At 63.8% G+C, this 19720-nt stretch carries 17 protein-coding genes; 8 read left to right on the plus strand and 9 right to left on the minus strand.

Features of this window, described 5'->3' with window-relative positions; genetic code table 11:
• Positions 1-37 precede the first annotated feature (37 nt).
• Complete coding sequence (locus JG747_RS01730; protein WP_032921457.1) at positions 38-469, plus strand: MarR family winged helix-turn-helix transcriptional regulator; 432 nt, start codon at positions 38-40, stop codon at positions 467-469.
• Positions 470-487: 18 nt separating this feature from the next.
• Here the strand turns inward: JG747_RS01730 and JG747_RS01735 are convergent, their stop codons facing one another.
• On the minus strand, positions 488-940 hold the full coding sequence (locus JG747_RS01735; protein WP_019862737.1) for a hypothetical protein: 453 nt from the start codon (positions 938-940) through the stop codon (positions 488-490).
• Positions 941-1096: 156 nt separating this feature from the next.
• Here JG747_RS01735 and JG747_RS01740 point away from each other — a divergent pair, with 156 nt between their 5' ends.
• From JG747_RS01740 to JG747_RS01755, 4 genes are all read left to right on the plus strand, one after another.
• Positions 1097-2479 (plus strand): aspartate aminotransferase family protein, encoded by a 1383-nt coding sequence (locus JG747_RS01740; RefSeq protein ID WP_202361039.1) that lies wholly within the window; start codon positions 1097-1099, stop codon positions 2477-2479.
• 11 nt (positions 2480-2490) lie between these two features.
• Positions 2491-3891 (plus strand): glutamine synthetase family protein, encoded by a 1401-nt coding sequence (locus tag JG747_RS01745; protein WP_020629118.1) that lies wholly within the window; start codon positions 2491-2493, stop codon positions 3889-3891.
• An 85-nt stretch (positions 3892-3976) separates the two neighbouring features.
• The gene (locus JG747_RS01750; protein WP_019862734.1) at positions 3977-5212 is read left to right on the plus strand and encodes a putative DNA modification/repair radical SAM protein; all 1236 of its coding nucleotides are present in this window, start codon (positions 3977-3979) and stop codon (positions 5210-5212) included.
• 2 nt (positions 5213-5214) lie between these two features.
• Positions 5215-6684 (plus strand): UdgX family uracil-DNA binding protein, encoded by a 1470-nt coding sequence (locus JG747_RS01755; protein WP_202361040.1) that lies wholly within the window; start codon positions 5215-5217, stop codon positions 6682-6684.
• Between the two features lie 9 nt (positions 6685-6693).
• On the opposite strand, the gene JG747_RS01760 is transcribed toward JG747_RS01755, so the two are convergent.
• The 4 genes from JG747_RS01760 to JG747_RS01775 form a co-directional block, all read right to left on the minus strand.
• Complete coding sequence (locus JG747_RS01760; protein ID WP_202361041.1) at positions 6694-7959, minus strand: glycerate kinase type-2 family protein; 1266 nt, start codon at positions 7957-7959, stop codon at positions 6694-6696.
• A complete protein-coding gene (locus tag JG747_RS01765; RefSeq protein WP_202361042.1) occupies positions 7956-8459 on the minus strand; it encodes a heme-degrading domain-containing protein in 504 nt (167 codons plus the stop codon). The genes JG747_RS01760 and JG747_RS01765 overlap by 4 nt, the downstream gene beginning before the upstream one ends.
• A 78-nt stretch (positions 8460-8537) precedes the next feature.
• On the minus strand, positions 8538-9851 hold the full coding sequence (gene guaD, locus JG747_RS01770) for a guanine deaminase (RefSeq protein WP_202361043.1): 1314 nt from the start codon (positions 9849-9851) through the stop codon (positions 8538-8540).
• A gap of 2 nt (positions 9852-9853) precedes the next feature.
• Entirely contained in the window at positions 9854-11071 is a 1218-nt protein-coding gene (locus JG747_RS01775; protein WP_069090801.1) for a urate hydroxylase PuuD, read from the minus strand.
• A gap of 132 nt (positions 11072-11203) precedes the next feature.
• On the opposite strand from JG747_RS01775, the gene JG747_RS01780 reads away from it, so the two are divergent.
• The 3 genes from JG747_RS01780 (at position 11204) to JG747_RS01790 (ending at position 14424) form a co-directional block, all read left to right on the plus strand.
• Entirely contained in the window at positions 11204-12124 is a 921-nt protein-coding gene (locus JG747_RS01780) for a LysR family transcriptional regulator (RefSeq protein ID WP_010912979.1), read from the plus strand.
• A 78-nt stretch (positions 12125-12202) separates the two neighbouring features.
• A complete protein-coding gene (locus JG747_RS01785; RefSeq protein WP_202361044.1) occupies positions 12203-13180 on the plus strand; it encodes an LLM class flavin-dependent oxidoreductase in 978 nt (325 codons plus the stop codon).
• Complete coding sequence (locus tag JG747_RS01790; protein WP_064984375.1) at positions 13177-14424, plus strand: LLM class flavin-dependent oxidoreductase; 1248 nt, start codon at positions 13177-13179, stop codon at positions 14422-14424. The genes JG747_RS01785 and JG747_RS01790 overlap by 4 nt, the downstream gene beginning before the upstream one ends.
• Before the next feature lie 15 nt (positions 14425-14439).
• Here JG747_RS01790 and xdhC read toward each other — a convergent pair whose 3' ends face one another.
• The 4 genes from xdhC to uraH all read right to left on the minus strand — a co-directional run bounded on the left by xdhC (position 14440) and on the right by uraH (position 19609).
• On the minus strand, positions 14440-15342 hold the full coding sequence (gene xdhC / locus JG747_RS01795; protein WP_202362215.1) for a xanthine dehydrogenase accessory protein XdhC: 903 nt from the start codon (positions 15340-15342) through the stop codon (positions 14440-14442).
• A 62-nt stretch (positions 15343-15404) separates the two neighbouring features.
• On the minus strand, positions 15405-17750 hold the full coding sequence (xdhB, locus tag JG747_RS01800) for a xanthine dehydrogenase molybdopterin binding subunit (protein WP_069090799.1): 2346 nt from the start codon (positions 17748-17750) through the stop codon (positions 15405-15407).
• Positions 17750-19231: a xanthine dehydrogenase small subunit gene (gene xdhA, locus JG747_RS01805; protein ID WP_069090798.1), complete on the minus strand. Its 1482-nt coding sequence runs from the start codon at positions 19229-19231 to the stop codon at positions 17750-17752. The genes xdhB and xdhA overlap by 1 nt, the downstream gene beginning before the upstream one ends.
• A 3-nt stretch (positions 19232-19234) precedes the next feature.
• Positions 19235-19609, minus strand: coding sequence for a hydroxyisourate hydrolase (uraH, locus tag JG747_RS01810; RefSeq protein WP_019862722.1), 375 nt, complete (start codon positions 19607-19609; stop codon positions 19235-19237).
• Positions 19610-19720 lie beyond the last annotated feature (111 nt).

A 19720-nucleotide genomic window follows, 5' to 3' on the forward strand; every position in this document is an offset into this window, starting at 1 on the left:
ATTGCATAGCATGCTATTCAACTATTATCTGTCAGGCATGACATTTCAGAAAGAACGATCCGCCGGATTCCTGGCCAACCACATGGCGCGGTTGTTTGCCAACGGCCTGCAGCAGCGCATCCGGCCGCTTGGCCTGGCGCCCGCCCAGTTCATGACGCTGCTGGCGCTGTGGGATGAAGACGGCCTGACGCAACGCGAACTCGTGCAGCGTCTCAATGTCGAACAGGCGACGATGGCCAACACGCTGATCCGCATGGAACGTGACGGCCTGATCGAACGACGCCTGCACCCCGAAGACGGGCGCTCGCAGTCGATCCATCTCACCGCGAAGGCCGTTGGCCTGCGCGAGCCGGCGACACAGGCCGCGCGTTCACAGAACGAGGTGGCCCTGACCGGTTTCAGCGAGGACGAGCGGCTGGTGTTCCTCGACCTGATGCGGCGCGCCATCGCCTCGATGCAGGCGGGCTGACACAACCGATCGGCGAGCCTACTCAGCCCCGCACGACACCTTGCCCGTCAATTCCACCGGTTTGCCGTCCTTGTCCGTGTCGGCGGCGTTGTCATAGACGGCAAGCGTGTACTGCCCGTCATAGACGCCTTCGTCGCTGGCCTTGGTCAAGATCGTCAGCTCGACCGAATTGAAGGCGTTGGCCACCTCGTGCTCGTGGTAGATATTCAGCCGCAGTTCCTTGTCGTCCAGCCAGTACTGGGTCAGGTTGGAATCCTCGAACACCGTCTTGCGCAATCCATCGCCAGCCAGCCTCGCCTTGATTTCGAGATCGCCGCGAAAATTGAAGGTCGGGCCGCCCATGCCTCGGGTGACACCGGCGCCGACGTCGAATGTCACCGCCCTGTCGTCGACATTGCACCAGATGCCGCCCGAGGCGAAGGCAGTGCCGGCCGACGCCAGTAGCATTGCCACACAGAGGATCGTCCGCATTTTTGTTCCCCCACCTCATTCCCGTTCATATTGGCGCTGACTTCGCCAGCACGGTCAAGCGCCGCCGGAGCAGGCTGAGCCAATGCAGGGCAGGCGCGCGGCCAATTGCGGTGGCGGACATGGATTGGCTAAGAGGGACGGACGAGAGGGGTTTTCATGCACAGCAGTGACGGTTCAAAGACGTCCATCGGCGGCATCAGCCGTGACCGCATCGTAGAATTGCGCGAGACCGAAGGCGCGGCCTTCCGCAAGGCGCGGCCGAAATCGCAGGCCAAGGTCAGCAACGGCCTGCCCGGCTTCTTCGGCGGCGTGCCGATGCACTGGATGAACGACTGGCCGACGCCATTTCCGATCCTTGTCGACAGCGCCAAGGGCGCTGCGATCACCGACATTGACGGTAACAGGCTCGACGATTTCTGCCTTGGCGACACCGGCTCGATGTTCGGCCATTCGCCGCCACCGGTGGCGCGGGCCATCCGCCGCCAGGCCGGGCGCGGCCTGACCTATATGCTGCCCTCGGAAGACGCGCTTGCCATCGGGCCGCTGCTGCAGCAGCGTTTCGGCCTGCCATTCTGGCAGATCGCGACGACGGCGACCGACGCCAACCGCTTCTCGCTGCGCGTCGCCCGCGCCGTCACCGGGCGCGAAAAGATCCTGGTCTTCAACGGCTGCTACCACGGCTCGGTCGACGAGACGATGGTGCGGCTTATCGACGGCAAGCCGGTCAACCGGCCAGGACTGGCGGGCGAGTTCCGTGACCTGACCCGTACGGCGAAAGTCATCGAGTTCAACGATGTTGCAGCCCTTGAAGCAGCCCTCAAGGACAGGGATGTGGCCTGCGTCATCGCCGAGCCGGTGCTGACCAATTCCTGCATGGTGCTGGCCGACCCCGGCTTCCACGACGCGCTGCGCAGACTGACCCGCGAGACCGGCACGCTGCTCCTGATCGACGAGACACACACGATCTCGACCGGCCCCGGCGGCTACACCAGGAAGTACGGGCTCGACCCCGACTTCTTCGTGCTGGGCAAGCCGATCGCCGGCGGCGTGCCGGCAAGCGTGTGGGGCATGAGCGATGAGGTCGCCTCGCGCTATGCCGCCTACAACAGGACCAAGGAGCCCGGCTATTCCGGCATGGGCACGACGCTGTCGGCCAACCCGCTGCAGTTCGCCACCATGCGCGCCATGCTCGAAGAGGTGATGATAGCGGAGAATTATGACCGCATGGACCATCTGGCGCGGCGTTTGGATGCCGGGCTGACCGGGGTGATCGACCGCTATCGCCTGCCCTGGCATGTTGCCCGCGTCGGCGCCCGCGTCGAGTTCATCTGCGCACCCGGACCGTTGCGCAACGGCGCCGAAGCCGAGACCGCGCATGCGCCGGAACTGGAGGCCGCCATCCATGTCGCGCTGGTCAATCGGGGCGTGTTGATCGCGCCCTTCCACAACATGATGCTGATCTCGCCGGCGACGTCAGGCGCACAGGTCAACCGGCTGATCAGCGCCTTCGGCGCTGTTGCGGCAAAGCTTGCGGCATGAGACAAGCGGCCATGGACAATGCCTTTGTGACCTCCCCGTCGGGGTCTTCGCCCACCGAGGCGCAAGCCTTTCTCGACGCCCATCCCGAGATCGAAGCCTTCGATATCGTGCTGACGGACGCCAATGGCGTGGGCCGCGGCAAGATCGTGCGCCGGCATGAGTTGAAAAGCATTTTCGAGGGCGGGCGGCACATGCCGATCTCGATCCTCGGCCTCGACATCACCGGCGAGGACGTGCACGAGACCGGACTGATCTGGACGACCGGCGACGGCGACCTCAGGGCATGGCCGATCCCCGGCACGCTGGTGCCCCTCTACGGCACCAATCCGCCGCGCGGCCAGGTGCTGATGGCGATGTATCACCTCGACGGCCTGCCGATGTCGTCGGACCCGCGCCTGGCGCTGGCCCGGCAGGTCGAGATCCTCGCGGCCAAGGGCCTTTACCCGGCCGGCGCCTTCGAGCTGGAATTCTTCCTATTGGCCAATGAGCGAGACGCCGACGGCAAGGTGCAGCCGGCGCGCGCCGTGCTTGATGGCCGCGTCTCGGGCAAGACGGAGGTCTATTCCGTCGACCACCTGCACGGCATGGAACCGCTGTTCTCAGACATCTATGCCGCCGCCAAGGCGCAAGGCATTCCGGCCGAGACGGTCATATCGGAATATGCGCCGGGCCAGTACGAGCTGACGCTGAACTACCGCAAGGATGTGATGCGGGCGGCCGACGACCTCGTCATGCTGAAGCGGCTGGTGCGGGCGCAGGCGCGCCGCCATGGCGTGACCGCCTGTTTCATGGCCAAGCCGATCGAGAAATATGCCGGCTCGGGCATGCATTTCCACGTCTCTCTGCAGGATAAGGCTGGCCGCAACGTGTTTACCGAAGCCGGCGGCGAGAGCTGGTCGCTACCCCTGTTGCAAGGTCTCGGCGGGCTGATCCAGACGATGGCGGAATCGATGCTGGTGTTTGCGCCGCACGCCAATTCCTGGCGGCGTTTCGTCTCGCAATCCTATGCGCCGGTGGCGCCGACCTGGGGCGTCAACAACCGCTCGGTAGCACTGCGCGTGCCGGCTGGCGACGCCAAGAACCGGCGCATAGAGCACCGGCCGTCCGGCGTCGACGCCAATCCCTATCTGATCGCCGCGACGGTGCTGGCCGGCATCATCAAAGGCCTCGACGAAGGGCTCGATCCCGGCCCTGAAACGACCGGCAACGGCTATGAAGCAGCCGTTACCCGCACGACGATGCCGGCGGACTGGCGCGCCGCGATCGAAGCGGCCAAGGCCTCCAGCTTCCTGAAAGGCGCGCTCGGCGAGGATTTGCACCGCACCTTCGTGGCGATCAAACAGTCCGAATATCTGCGCGTGGCACGCACGGTCAGCGAACTGGATTACCATCTCTATTTGCACGAGGTGTGAGGACCTTGAGATGGCGGCGATCACTTTTTCGCCGCCTATGTCAAATGAGGTAGCGCGGCAGTTGCCCAGAACATATCATGAACGGATGAGCGCTCTCACCGTCCGTGAAAAGCTGGCGATCCTTTCCGACGCCGCCAAATATGATGCTTCCTGTGCCTCATCGGGCTCGGCGAAGAAGGATTCGCAGCAATCCGGCGGCATCGGTTCCACCGAAGGCATGGGCATCTGCCATTCCTATGCACCGGACGGCCGCTGCATCTCGCTCCTGAAAATCCTGCTCACCAATTTTTGCATCTACGATTGCAGCTATTGCATCAACCGCTCGTCCTCGAATGTACGGCGCGCCCGCTTCAGCATCGACGAGGTGGTGAAGCTGACCATGGATTTTTACCGGCGCAACTACATCGAGGGACTGTTCCTGTCCTCTGGCGTCATCCGCTCGCCGGATGAAACCATGGGCGAGATGGTCGAGGTGGCGCGACGGCTGCGGCTGGAAGAGAAGTTTTCCGGCTATATCCATCTCAAAACCATTCCGGAAAGCTCTGCCGAACTGGTCGAGAAGGCGGGGCTCTATGCCGACCGGCTGTCGATCAATGTCGAGCTGCCCACCGATGAGGGCGTCAAGAAACTGGCGCCGGAAAAGAAGCCGGAAACGATCCGTCTTTCCATGGCCAGGCTGCGCCAGAAGATGGAGGAAAAGGCCGAGCCGACGCTGAGGACCAAGAAGCGCGAACGCTTTGCGCCGGGTGGCCAGTCGACGCAGATGATCGTCGGCGCCGACAAGACCTCGGACGACGGCATATTGCACACCAGCGCGCGGCTCTATGGCAGCTATCATCTGCGGCGGGTTTATTACTCGGCCTTCAGTCCGATCCCGGACTCGTCATCGTCGCTGCCGCTGCAGAAGCCCCCGCTGATGCGCGAACACCGGCTCTACCAGGCCGACTGGCTGATGCGTTTTTACGGGTTCTCGCAGCCGGAAATCCTGGCCGGCAGCAGCGATGGCATGCTTGATCTCGCCATCGACCCGAAGCTCGCCTGGGCGCTGCGCAATCGAGGCCAGTTTCCAGTCGACATCAATCGCGCGGATCGCGAGGCGCTGCTGCGCGTGCCTGGCCTCGGCACCAAGGTGGTGGCAAAAATCCTGGAGACGCGGCGCCACCGGCGAATGCGGCTCGAAGATGTCGGGCGGATCTGTCAGTCGATCGCCAAGCTTCGGCCATTCATCATCGCCGAAGGCTGGTCGCCAGGCGCTGTCACCGACAAAACCGGCCTGCGCGACACCATCGTGCGTTCCTGCGAACAGCTGTCGTTGTTTTGACCATGCCGTCGGCCGAGCTCAACCTTGCCCGATACAGTGTCTTGCTCGAAAGCGAGACCGATTTTGCCGGTTGGCGCGACGCGGCCCGTCGCCTGGCGCTGAACGAGGTCAGGCCCGAGGATATCAGCTGGCATGTCGCGGCCGGTTCGGACCGGACGCGGAACGATTTGCCGGCCGCGCCGCAAGGCGCACAACTCGTGGTGCCGCGCGACTTCATCGGGCAGGCGGAAACCGCCTTCTGCCATTCCGATCCCACCCGGTTCGCCTTTCTCTACCGGATGCTGTGGCGGCTGCGCAGCGAGCCTAAGCTGCTGTCGATCGCCTCGGATCCCGACACCAGGCGGCTTGAGGCCATGGAGAAAGCGGTGCGGCGCGACAGCCACAAGATGCATGCCTTCGTGCGCTTCCGGAAGATAGGCGATGGCGCCGAGGAGCGTTATGTTGCCTGGTTCGAGCCTGATCATTTCATCGTTGAGCGCAATGCGGATTTCTTCGTCAGGCGCTTCACGGGCATGCGCTGGACGATCCTGACGCCGCACACCTCCGCCGATTGGGATGGTGAAAGGCTGGCGATCGGGCCGGGTGCGGCCAAAGGCGATGCTCCGACTGAGGATGATACCGAGGCGCTGTGGCGCACCTATTTCGAGAACATCTTCAATCCAGCGCGGCTGAAGGTGAAGGCCATGCAGAAGGAGATGCCGAAGAAATATTGGCGGAACCTTCCCGAGGCCTCGCTCATTCCAGAGCTGATCGCAGGAGCGGACAAGGCCGCCAAGGAGATGATTGCCAGAATGCCGACAACGCCCGCACCGCACCACGCCAAGGTGCAGGCAAAGCATTGGCCAAAGCGTGAGCCGACACAGACGCCGGGAGGTGATGCCGCCAGCAGCATTTCCGAGCTGCGCGAGGCCGCGAAAGGCTGCCGCCGCTGCCCGTTATGGCGCGATGCGACGCAGACCGTGTTCGGCGAAGGGCCTGACAATGCCAAGGTCATCTTCGTCGGCGAACAGCCCGGCGATCAGGAGGACCTCGCCGGCAAACCTTTCGTCGGTCCGGCCGGCAAGGTGTTCGACGCGATCCTCGACGAGGCGGAGGTGGATCGCCAAAAAGTCTACGTTACCAACGCGGTCAAGCACTTCAAATTCGAGCCGCGCGGCAAGCGCCGTATCCATTCCAAGCCGAATGCCGGTGAGGTGCAGGCCTGCCGCTGGTGGATCGACAGGGAATTCGCACTGATCAAACCGGATCTTGCCGTGGCGCTCGGCGCTACGGCTGCCTTGTCTTTGCTGGGCAAGGCCATACCGGTGACAAAGATGCGCGGCCAAGTGATCGAACGAGAGGATGGCCTGCGCGTGTTCATCACCATCCATCCCTCCTTCATCCTGCGCATCCATGAGCCGGCCGACAAGGAGGCCGAGCGCGAGCGTTTCCTGCGGGATATGAGAGAGGTGAAGCGGTTGATGGTTGCCTGAACCGGTCGCCTATCGGATCAGGATCGCCCTGAGATCATTGACATTCGTGCCGGTCGGCCCCGGCACGAAAAGATCGCCAACTGCATTGAACGCCGTCCAGGCATTGTTGCCGGCCAGCATTGCCTTGGCATCGACGCTTGCAGCGCGCATGCGCGAGACGGTCGAACCGTCGGCGAAGGCCCCGGCATTGTTTTCCGAACCGTCGATGCCGTCGGTGTCGGCGGCCAGGGCGTGAATGCCTTGCACGCCGTTGATGCCAAGGGCGAAGGCGAGCAGGAATTCCGAATTGCGGCCGCCCTTGCCTTTTGCCCGCAAGGTCACGGTTGTTTCGCCGCCCGAGAGAATGAGCACCGGTTTCGAAAATGGCCGGTCGCGCGTCGCCACTTCGCGGGCAATGGCGGCATGGACGCCGCCGACCTCACGCGCTTCGCCCTCGATGGCATCGGAGAGGATGACGGCCTCTATCCCTTGCCGCTTGGCTTCCGCCGCTGCCGCTTCCAGCGACACGCCGGCCGAGGCGATCAGATGCACTTCGTTGCGCGAAAAACGCTCATCTCCAGGGTTTGGCGCATCGGCCGCCGGCGAACTGATATGCGCCATCACCGAAGCCGGCAGCTTCATGCCATAGGCAGATATCGACGCCAACGCGTCTTCCCGGCTGCCGGTATCGGGGATCGTCGGACCGGAGGCGACAAGAGCCGGGTTGTCACCGGGAATGTCGGAGACAACCAGCGACACCACCTTGGCCGGCCAGGCAGCGGCGGCCAGCCGGCCGCCCTTGATGGTCGAGACATGCTTGCGGATGGTGTTCATGGCCGCGATCGGCGCGCCGGAGGCAAGCAGCGCCTCGTTGACGGCAATCTCGTCGGCCAGCGTCAGGTTGGCCGCCGGCGACGGCAGCAGCGCCGAACCGCCGCCGGAAATCAGCGCCACGACCAGATCGTCCGCCGTCAGGCCCTGGACCTTTTCCAGCAGTCGCCGTGAGGCTTCCAATCCGGCAGCGTCCGGCACTGGATGCGCCGCCTCGATGATCTCGATGCGTTCGCATTTCGCGCCATAGCCGTAGCGCGTGACGACCAGCCCTTCGATCGGCCCGTCCCAGACCTTCTCGAAGGCAGCCGCCATCTGCGCCGAGCCTTTGCCGGCGCCGATGACGATGGTGCGACCCTTCGGCCTGGCCGGCAGATGATCCCTGATCGTTCGCTCCGGATCGGCGGCGGCAACGGCGGCGTTGAACATGGAGGTGAGAAAGGCCTTGGGATCGAGCACGGTCATTCGGCGTCCGTAGCCAGTGCCAGCCCACGCTTGTCGACACCCAAGTGGTCGCACAGCGCATCGACGACCACGCCGTGATCCTCGCGCTCCGGCAGCCCGGAAACCGCGATCACGCCGATAACGCCGGCGCCCTTGACCGTCACCGGAAAACCGCCGCCGGCGAGCACATAGTCGGAGATGTCGAGGCCCTCGCCGATCTTGAAGGCGCGGTCGGAGCGTTGCTGCTCCAGCACCATGCGGTAAGTGCTCCTCAGGAACCGTTTCACCACATTGATCTTGCGGCGCGCCCAATCGGGATTGGAAGCATTCGACCCCGGCATGGCCGCATAGAACAGCGGCCGGTCCCACAGCCTGATGTCGACGATGATGGGCAGGTTTTCGGTGATTGCGCGGTGGCGGATGGCGGAGCCGATCTTGAAGGCGACGGCCTCATCGAAGGCTGGGAAGACAAGAACTTCTTCCTGTTTCCGGATCAGAGCGATGTCGTCAGCAACGGCCATGTCGTTCCCCTGTCAACTTCGCCGCACGCTTTGACCGATGGCTGCCGCCGGGTCAAGCAATGAACGCACCCCGGCGCTCTAATTCGCCATATCGCTCTTGGCCGCCCGCCCCGCGACATAGACCTCGCGCACGGCGCGGTCGTCGCCCAGGGTCTGCAGCAGGAACAATTCCTGCGCCAGCGTCTGCGCCGTTTCCATCCTCAGCCGCATCGCCGGCGTCGCCCTAGCGTCGAGCACGACGATATCGGCGTCGGTGCCTTGATCCAGCGTGCCGATCTTGCCGGCCACGGACAGCGCCTCGGCATTGCCGCGCGTGACCTGCCAGAAGGACTGGAACGGGTTGAGCTTCTCGCCATTCAGCGCGATCACCTTGTAGCCCTCGTCCATGGTGCGCAGCATGGAGTAATTGGTGCCGCCGCCGACATCGGTGGCGGCGGCTATGCGCAGCGACTTTTCCCGGCGGCGAAAGCGCTGGTAGTCGAACAGGCCGGAGCCGAGGAACAGGTTCGAGGTCGGGCAGAACACCGCCACCGAGCCGCTCTCTGAAAGCGCATCGGCCTCGCGCTCCGACAGATGGATGCAGTGGCCAAACAGGCTGTTTTTGCCCAGCAAGCCGTAATGTTCGTAGACATCGGTGTAGTCGCGCGACCACGGGTAAAGCTGCTGCGTGAAGGCGATTTCGGCGTGGTTTTCGGACAGATGCGTCTGCATGTGCAGGTCGGGATGCTCGCGGCACAGCGCGCCGGCCATCTCCATCTGCTCCGGCGAGGAGGTGATGGCGAAGCGCGGCGTAATGGCATAGTGCTGGCGCCCCTTGCCGTGCCACTCCCTGATCAGCGCCTTGGTGTCGTCATAGCCGGATTGCGGCGTGTCGAGCACGCCTTCGGGCGCATTGCGGTCCATCATCACCTTGCCGGCGATGTTGAGCATGTTGCGGTCATGCGACTCGGCGAAAAAGGCTTCGGCGGAAGCCTTGTGCACCGAGCAGTAGGCAGCCACCGTCGTGGTGCCGTGCCGCACCATCTCATCGAGGAACAGCCGCGCGATGCGGCGGCCATGCTGGGCGTTGGCGAATTTCGTTTCTTCCGGAAAAGTGTAGGTGTTGAGCCAGTCGAGCAGTTCGGCGCCGTAGGAGGCGATGACCTGCATCTGCGGGAAATGCACATGGGTGTCGATGAAGCCCGGCAGCAAGAGGTGCGGCCGGTGATCGATTTTCTTGGCCCCCTCACCGGCCTGCTTCTCGACGTCCGCATAGGCGCCTGATGCAACGATCTTGCCGTCGCTGATCAGCAGGCCGCCATCTTCCTCGTAGCGCCAGGCCGAATGGTCGTCGATGGTCTCGGGCCAGCGCACGAAGGACAGCATGCGGCCGCGCAGAAGTGTCGAATTCATGCTTATTTCCCCGCGCCTTCGAACCAGGCCACCAGCAGCGCCCGCTCCTTGTCGGTGATCTGGCTGACATTGGCGGGGGGCATGGCGTGGCTGCGGCCGGCCTGCAGATAGATCTCGCGGGCGTGGTTGGCGATATCAGCATCGGTGTCGAGCATCACCCCCTTGGGCGCGTGATAGATGCCTTCATAGACCGGCTCTTGCGCATGGCACATCGAGCAGCGGCCGAGCACGGTGTCGCGCACCGCCGGGAAATGCGCGGAAGCGATGTAGATATCCGCCGAGGCGGAGGCCTTGGGCTCACCGGTCAGCACCTTCGGCACGGTCGACAGCCAGATGATGATGATGAACAGGACAAGCGCGCCGAGCCAGGTCCAATGCGGGTTGCCGGCCCGCTTGTGCACGGTGTTGAAATAGTGCCGGATCAGCACGCCGATGATGAACACCAGCGAGGCGATGACCCAATTGAACTGCGTGCCGAACGCCAGGGGATAGTGGTTCGACAGCATCAGGAACAGAACGGGCAGCGTCAGATAGTTGTTGTGGAGCGAGCGCTGCTTGGCGATCTTGCCGTATTTCGGGTCAGGCTTGCGGCCGGCGATCAGGTCGGCGACGACGATCTTCTGGTTGGGGATGATGACCATGAAGACGTTGGCCGACATGATCGTGGCGGTGATGGCGCCCAGATGCAGGAAGGCGGCGCGGCCGGTGAACAGATGCGTCAGCCCCCAGGCGATGAACACCAGCACGCAGTAAAGCACCAACATCAGGCCGGTATCGCTTTTTCCCAGCGGCGAGCGGCACAGGAGATCATAGACCACCCAGCCGACGCCGATCGTGGCCATGGACAAAAGGATGCCGGCCGGCACCGACATTGGCAGCACATTGGGATCGATCAGGAACAGGTCGGCGCCGGCATAGTAGACCACGCACAGCATGGCGAAGCCGGACAGCCAGGTGGCGTAGGATTCCCATTTGAACCAGGTCAGGTGCTCCGGCATCTCGGCCGGCGCCACCAAATATTTCTGGATGTGGTAGAAGCCGCCGCCATGCACCTGCCATTCCTCGCCGAAGGCGCCGGCCGGCATGCCCGGACGCTGGCGCAGGCCGAGATCGAGCGCTACGAAATAGAAGGACGAGCCGATCCAGGCGATGCCGGTGATGACATGCAGCCACCGCACGGCGAAGCTCAGCCAGTCCCAGAAAATCGCGAAATCCATCATTGAAGTCGTCCCTGCCGATGACGCGACTTTACGGTGTCGCACGCAAACGGAAAGAGGCGAGGTGTACGATGACTTTCAAAAAAAAATGGAAAATACTAGGCTAATCGCTGCAAACCGGCGAAGGTGCTCCGAATGGCCTATCTCGACAACATCGCCGTCTTCGTCCGCGTCGTCGAACTCGGCAATCTGTCGGCGGCTGGCCGCGACATGCGCATTTCTCCGGCGGTCGCCTCCAACCGCATCAAGGAACTGGAGAAGCATCTGGGCGTGCGGCTGTTCAACCGTACGACGCGGCAATTGATGCCGACCGAGCATGGCACGGTTTTCTACTCGGGCGCCAAGCAGGTGCTGGAGGCGATCACCGAGGCGGAAGCCGCGGTGTCCGCCTTGTCCGGCCAGCCGCGCGGCACCATTCGCGTGACAGCGCCACTCGGCCTCGGGCGCCGGCTGGTGGCCTCGGGCATTCCCGATTTCCACGACAAATATCCTGACATCGAGGTGCGGCTGAGGCTCTCGGACCACAATGTCGACATCATGAAGGAAGGCATCGACGTCGCTTTCCGGCTCGGCATCATCGAGGATTCCAGCCTCAGAATGCGCGGCATCATGGAATGCGAGCGGGTGCTGGTGGCGGCGCCGAAATATCTGGAGGCGCGCGGCGAGCCGGCCGAGCCGCAGGAGCTGATCGGCAAGAAACACGACTGCCTGATGCTGCGCTATTCCGGTGCGCGCGAATATGTCTGGACGCTGCAGACCCCCACAGGGCCGCAGAAATTCGAGGTGCATGGGCCTTACGACACGGACGATGGCGACGTGCTGACCGGCTGGGCACTGTCGGGACGCGGCATCATCAACAAGCCGCGCTTCGAGGTCGAACCGTTCATCCGCGACCGGCGGCTTCAGGTGATCCTGGCCAACACGCCGCCGACGCCGGTGCAGTTCGCCGCCGTCTATCCGCACAAGAAACTGCAGGACCCCAAGGTACGGCTGCTGCTGGACTTCATGGCGGAGCGCTGCCAGCGGTTGATCAAGGATATCCTGGCCGGCAAGTAATCGGCTGGCCGACAAGTGAGGGTCCACTGGTCTATCCGCCGGACTTGCCTTGCGCACCGGCGAACCTAGGTTGACGCAATGCATCTCGCCATTTCGCTCAACATCGCTGCCGCCAAAGGACAGGCCGTTCTGGATTTCGGAGAGATCAAGACCTTCGTGCGAGCGGCAGAGGCGGCCGGCATCGACATGGTCGTGATTTCCGACTCCGCGGAAGGGTTATCAAGCGGCCCGTTCGAAGCGACAACGCTGCTGGCCTCCCTGGCGACCGTCACCGATAAGATTGGACTGGTTGCCTCGGCCTCGACGGTTGCCCATCAGCCCTACAATCTGGCGCGCCGTTTTGCCTCGCTCGACATCATCAGCCATGGCCGCGCAGGCTGGCATGCGACGATGGCGCAAGGCCCACGCGAAGCCGCCAATTTCAGCCGGCCGGAAGGATTTTCCGACACGGACTTTCGTCGCCGCAGCGAGGAATATATCGGCATCGTTCAAGGCCTGTGGCAGGGCTGGGATGCCGACGCGTTGCTGTTCGACAAGACCGGCGGCAGATTCCATGATCCCGAGAAAATGCACCTGCTCGATCACAAAGGCGAGTTCTTCTCCGTGCGCGGGCCGCTGAACGTCGCGCGTTCGCCGCAGGATGCGCCGGTGGTGGTGCTGTCGGGCCTAACGGAAGCCGATTTCGACATTGCCGCCCGCACTGCCGATGTCATTTTGTTGGAGAGCGGATCGGCCGAGAGCGCGAAAACACGCTTTGATGATCTGAGGCGTCGTGCCACGGCCGCTGGGCGCGATCCGGACGCCGTGAAGGTGCTGACGAGTATCTCGTTCGCCCCCGACGATGAGCCGGCCGCCAGCATGGACAGGCTGGAAACCCAATTGCGGGCGAAAAGCTGCGATGGCTTCAACATCCAGTTGCCCGCGCAGCACTCAGCGCTCGACGATTTCGCCGATCGTGTTCTGCCGGCGTTGCGGCGGCATGGCCTTGTTCGAGAGGGCTATCGCGGGGCGACGCTGCGCTCGCATCTTGGACTTGCCGGCGGAGGTGACCAATGACCGCGCAGATGAAGCTCGGCGCCTTCCTCTGGGCGACTGGTCACCACATCGCTGCCTGGCGGCACCCGAAAGCGCATGTCATGGCCGGCATCGACATCGACCACTACATCCAGCTGGCGCGCACGGCGGAAGCGGCGAAATTCGACATGATCTTCTGCGAGGACGCCGCGGGCCTGCGCGAAGCCAATGTCGGCATCGCCAGCCAGACGTCGCGCTCGATCGGCTTCGAGCCTATCAGCCTGCTGTCGGCACTGGCCGTGCGGACCAGCCACATCGGCCTCGTTTCGACGGCGTCGACAAGCTACAACGAGCCTTACGGGCTGTCGCGGACCTTTCTGTCGCTCGACCATCTGAGCGGCGGCCGGGCCGGCTGGAACCTGGTCACCTCGGCCAGCCCGATCGAAGCAGCCAATTTCGGCTCGACGGGCCTCAAGCCCCATGCCGACCGCTACGAGCGTGCGCGCGAGTTCGCCGAGGTGGTCACCGGGTTGTGGCACGGCAAGGCTCCCGGCCATCACGGCCAGAGCTTTTCGGTGCGCGACCCGCTCGACCTGCCCCGTTCGCCGCAGGGCGCGCCGGTCATGGTCCAGGCCGGCGCCTCGGATGTCGGCCGCGACCTTGCTGCCCGCACCGCCGACGTGGTGTTCACGGCAGCGCAGACTTTTGAGGAAGCCAAAGCCTTCTACGATGATCTCAAGGAGCGCATGGCCGCCTATGGGCGTGAGCCCGACGACATCAAGATCATGCCCGGCGTGTCGCCCGTGGTGGCGGAAACCGAGGCCGAGGCCCGCGAGAAGCACGAGGAATTGCAGGAACTGATCCCCGACGATGTCGGCGTGGCGCTGCTCTCCAGCTACCTCAGCATCTCCGATCTCTGGCGCTATCCGATCGACGGGCCGCTGCCCGAACTGCCGGAGAGCGAGGGCATGAAAAGCCGGCAGGCGCTGGTCGTCGAGCAATCGCGCCGCGACGGCCTTTCCATCCGCCAGCTGGCTCGCCACTTCGCCGGTGCGCGCGGCCATTGGCGCATTGTCGGTACGGCGGCGCAAGTGGCAGACGAGTTGCAGGCGCGGTTCGAAGGCGGGGCGGCCGACGGCTTCAATGTCATGCCGTCCTATTTCCCGGGCGAGCTTGATGCATTTGCCACGCTCGTCGTGCCGGAACTGCAGCGGCGCGGCCTGTTTCGCCGGGAGTATGAGGGTCGCACGTTGCGCGACCATCTGGGCTTGAGACGGCCGGCCTGAGCACCAGCAAAAAGCTTAGCCGGCCATCTCCCTGTCATGCGGACGGTCGGCATTTGGTGCGGTGTTGTGACTGACCAGCGCCGTCATGATTTCGGCGGCTGCAAGTGCAGCAATGACTTGGGGGCGCTTGTCCTTGACGGCGTCGCCGCCGATCGGCGTGACGAGGCGGGCAAATTCCGCATCGCTGCCATCCGCCGATTTCAGGAACCAGTTCCTGAACGTAGCTTTCTTGGTCTTCGAGCCGATCATGCCGACATAGGCCGCATCGTCGCGTTTCAGCGCTTCGGCGACGATCAGGAAATCAAGCGCGTGGTCATGGGTGAGGATGGCGAAAGCAGTGCCGGCGGGCGCGTTGCGCACCTCGGCCTCAGGCATCGGCGTCAGCCGCGTCTCGACGGTTTCCGGCATGCCTTGCAGCGCCTCGGCCCGCGTCTCGATGACGACTCCGTGTACGGGAAGGAGCGCAATCGTCGACGCCAGCGCCTGGCCGACATGGCCGCCACCGAAGATATAGACGTGCGGCAGGTGGGCTTCTTCGACTTCGGCCGCCGAAACCAACTCAGCAGCGAGCGCGCTGTCGACAAGCCGGATCAAGACTTCGACGCGCCCGCCACAGCATTGGCCAATCTCGGGCCCGAGAGGCACGTCGAGCGTGGCGCAGACTTCATCGACCTCGATGCGGGCCTCTTTGCCCTCTAGCTTGCGGTGAAATGAAGACGCCACCATCTGCCGCGCCTTGTCGATCGCCATATATTCGAGCTGGCCGCCGCCGATCGTGCCGAAAGTCGCCTCCCGCGAGACGAGCATGAAGGCGCCCTTCTCGCGCGGCGTCGAGCCCTTGGTGCCGGCCACTTCGACCAAGGCGATGCGACCTTGGCCAGCCAGGAAGTCTTTCAGGCTTTGCACTTTCGAATTCATCATTCGCATTCCCGTGCGGGAAACATAGGGTTTTTCGGCCTGAATTGCACGTTCTGCCGGATTCAGTCCTTCGCCTCACCTTTCAGCCGCTCGATCGTCATCAGCACACGCTCCGGCGTCGCTGGAGCATCAAGGCGCGGACAGATCCTGTGATCGGCGACGCTGGCCACCGCATCCGACAGCGCGTGCAGCACCGACATGCCGAGCGGGAAGGGCGGCTCGCCGACCGCCTTGGAGCGATGGATCGTCGGCTCTCCGGCTTCCGGCCAGTCGGCCAAAGTGACGTTGAAGATCTTCGGCCGATCGGAGGCGAGCGGGATCTTGTAGGTCGACGGTGCGTGGGTGCGCAGCCGGCCCTTGCCGTCCCACCACAGCTCCTCCGTCGTCAGCCAACCCATGCCCTGGATGAAGCCGCCCTCGATCTGGCCAAGGTCGATGGCGCGGTTCAGCGAACGGCCGGTCTCGTGCAGGATATCGGTGCGCTCGACCACATATTCGCCAGTCAGCGTGTCGACCGAGACTTCCGAGCAGGAGGCGCCGTAGGCGAAATAGTAGAAGGGGCGGCCCTCGCCCTTGTCGCGGTTCCAGTGGATTTTCGGCGTCTTGTAGAAACCCGCCGCCGAGAGCTGGATGCGCGCCATGTAGGCCTGCTTGACGAGATCGGCGAAGGCGATCTCCTGGTTGCCGATGCGCACCCGGTTGGGCAGGAACAGCACCTGATCGCGCGGCACCTGGTATTTCTCGGCGGCGAAATCGGTCAGCCGGTCCTTGATCTGGCGGGCGCCATTCTGTGCCGCCATGCCATTGAGATCGGAGCCGGACGATGCCGCGGTGGCCGAGGTGTTGGGCACCTTGCCGGTGGTGGTCGCGGTGATCTTCACCTGGTCGAGATCGATCTGGAATTCTTCCGCCACCACCTGCGCGACCTTGAGGTAGAGCCCCTGCCCCATCTCGGTGCCGCCATGGTTCAGATGCACCGAACCATCGGTGTAGACATGCACCAGCGCGCCGGCCTGGTTGTAGTGGGTGGCGGTGAAGGAAATGCCGAACTTGACCGGCGTGAGCGCCAGGCCGCGCTTGATGAAACGGCTGTTGGCGTTGAAGGCCGATATTTCGCGCCGCCGCCGCGCATAGCTGGCGCTCTCCTCGAGTTCGGCGACGATGCGCTGGATGATGTTGTCCTCGACCGTCTGGTGGTAGGGCGTGATGTTGCGGTCGCTGGTGCCATAGAAATTCGTCTTGCGGATCTCGAGCGGATCCTTGCCGACCGCGAACGCCACCTCGTCGATGACGCGTTCGGCGCCGACCATGCCTTGCGGGCCGCCGAAGCCCCGAAAGGCGGTGTTCGACACGGTGTTGGTGTAGAGCGGCGCCGATTGCGCGTGCACGGTCGGCCAGAAATAGGTGTTGTCGCAATGGAACAGCGCGCGATCCGTCACCGGGCCCGACAGATCCGACGAGAAGCCGCAACGCGCGGCGAACATGAAATCGACACCGAGAATGTTGCCCTCGTCGTCGAAGCCGACTTCGTAGTCGACGAGGAAATCATGACGCTTGCCGGTGGCGATCATGTCGTCGTCGCGGTCGGGCCGGATCTTGACGGCGCGATGGTGTTTCTTGGCAGCGATGGCCGCGAGCGCGGCAAACTGATTGCCTTGCGTTTCCTTGCCGCCGAAACCGCCGCCCATGCGTCGAATCTCCACCGTGATGGCATTGCTCGGTACGCCGAGCGCATGGCTCACCATGTGCTGGACTTCGCTCGGATGCTGGGTCGAGGAATAGATGGTGACGTCCTGATCCTCGCCGGGAACGGCCATGGCGATATGGCCTTCAAGATAGAAATGCTCCTGGCCGCCGACGCGCATCTTTCCCTTCAGCCGGCGCGGCGCCGCCTTGATCGCAGCGGCGGCATCGCCGCGCTTCAAGGTAAGCGGCGGCGTGACGAGCTTGTCCTTCCTCGGATCGAGTTCGCCAATGTCGGTGACGAAAGGCAATTCCTTGTATTCGACCTTGGCCAGCCTGGTGGCGCGGCGTGCCTGCTCGCGGGTTTCGGCGATAACGCAGAAGATCGGCTGGCCGAAGAACTCGACCTTGCCGTCGGCGAGCACCGGCTCATCGTGCCGACCGGTCGGCGAAATATCATTCTCGCCCGGCACATCCTTTGCCGTGAGCACATCGACGACTCCGGAGGCAGCGCGCACCGCCGAAAGGTCCATGCGGGTGATGGTGGCATGCGCGGCGGCCGAGAGGCCGAGGCAGCCATGCAGCGTGCCGGATGGTTCCGGCATGTCGTCGATATAGACGGCTGTGCCGCTGACATGCTTGTGAGCGGAATCATGCCGCTGATCGGTGGCGACGCCGCCGACGATCTTCTCGGCCTTGAGGTTCGATGTGGCGTGCTTGTTCATCATGCCGCCTCGTTGCGGGACACCTGGAAGGGTGCCCTGGTGCCGCTGGTCTCGGCGAAGAAACGCAACAACAAGTTGCGCGCCGCAAGCGCCCGGTATTCGGCTGAGGCCCGCATGTCGGTGAGCGGGGTGAAATCCCTACCGTATTGTGCCATCGCCGCCTCGACCGTCTCTTCGGTCCATGGCTTGCCGAGCAGCGCCTTTTCGACAAAGGACGCCCGCTTCGGCGTCGCTGCCATGCCGCCATAGGCGATGCGCACATCGGCGACCGTGCCGTCCTTGGCCAGCGTCAGGAAGAAGGCGCCAAGCGCAGCGGTGATATCCTCGTCGCGCCGCTTGGTGATCTTGTAGACGGCAAACTTCTCTCCCTTGGCCGGCACGGGCACGTGCACGGCCTCGACGAATTCGCCCGGCTGCCGGTCCTGCTTGCCATAGGCGATGAAGAAGGTTTCCAGCGGGATCGTGCGCCGCTTCTTGCCCTTGCGCAGGGTCAGGCGCGCGCCGAGCGCGATCAGGGGCGGCGGCGTGTCACCGATCGGCGAGCCGTTGGCAATGTTGCCGCCGATGGTGCCCATGTTGCGCACCTGTTCACCACCGATGCGGTCAAACAGCGGCCCCAGCGCCGGGATGCGTTTCGACAGCGTCGAAAAGGCTTCGGTGTAGGTGACGCCGGCGCCGATCGAAATGACTCCCTTGTCTTCGGCGATGGTGCACAGCCCGTCGAGATTGCCGATGAAGACCGCCGGAGAGATGTCGCGCATATGCTTGGTCACCCACAGGCCGACATCGGTCGAGCCGGCAACGATGGTGGCGCCGGGTTCCTGGTCGAGCACAGTGGCGAAATCGTCGACATTGGCCGGCACGATGAGCCGCGCCCTAGCCGAACCGATCTCGACCCGCGCGCCGTCCCGCAAGGCTTCCAGCCTCGCCGTGATCGCCTTGCGCTCGACAGCCAGCGGATCCTTCCCCGCTTTGCCGTAGCTGGAGATGGCGTGCGCGGCGCGCATGATCGCTTCATAGCCGGTGCAGCGGCAGAGATTGCCCTGCAGCGCCTTTTCGATCGCCGCGTTCGATGGATCCGGCGACTTCATCCACAGGCCATAGAGGGACATGACGAAGCCCGGCGTGCAAAAGCCGCATTGCGAGCCATGAAAATCGACCATCGCCTGCTGGACGGGATGCAACTGGCCGGGCTGACCACGCAAATGTTCCACCGTCACGACATGGGTGCCGTCGAGCGAACCGAGGAAGCGGATGCAGGCATTGACGCTTTCATAGACCAGCCGGCCGGCCGAAAGCCTGCCGACCAGAACGGTGCAGGCGCCACAATCGCCCTCGGCGCAACCTTCCTTGGTGCCGCGCAGCGAACGGTCGAGCCGCAGCCAGTCGAGCAGGGTCGCGTCCGGCGCCACCGAGGACAGCACGACATCCCTGCCATTGAGGATGAAGCGGATTTCGTTGCGGATATTGACCTTGGCCATGCCTCAGCTCCCCCTGTAGGTCGAATAGCCATAGGGCGAGATGAGCAATGGCACGTGATAGTGCACCGCCTCCGCCATGCCGAAACGGATCGGCACGCTGTCAAGGAAGGCCGGCTCGGGCAGCTTTGTGCCCTGGCCGCGCAGATAGTCGCCGGCCGCGAACACCAGTTCGTATTCGCCAGCGCGGAACTCGGCGCCGACCAACAGCGGCGCGTCACAGCGGCCGTCGGTATTGGTTGCGACCGTCTTCAGATGTGTCCTCGCCGAACCGTCGAGACGATAGAGTGCGATCGACAACCCGGCCGCCGGCTTGCCGGTCGCGGTGTCGAGGACATGCGTCGTCAGACGTCCGCCATCGGCTTTCGACGTTTCTGCCACTGGCGCCTCCCATTTCCAATATGAACGAACTGGCCCGGTACAGTCGAACAAAGCAATGAATTGTGCGCCAATTAAAGGCGATGCATAAGTCCCGGTCGAGCGGAGCGGCAC

The sequence above is a fragment of the Mesorhizobium sp. 131-3-5 genome, from assembly GCF_016756575.1.
In the GTDB taxonomy this organism is placed as follows: Bacteria; Pseudomonadota; Alphaproteobacteria; order Rhizobiales; family Rhizobiaceae; genus Mesorhizobium; species Mesorhizobium jarvisii.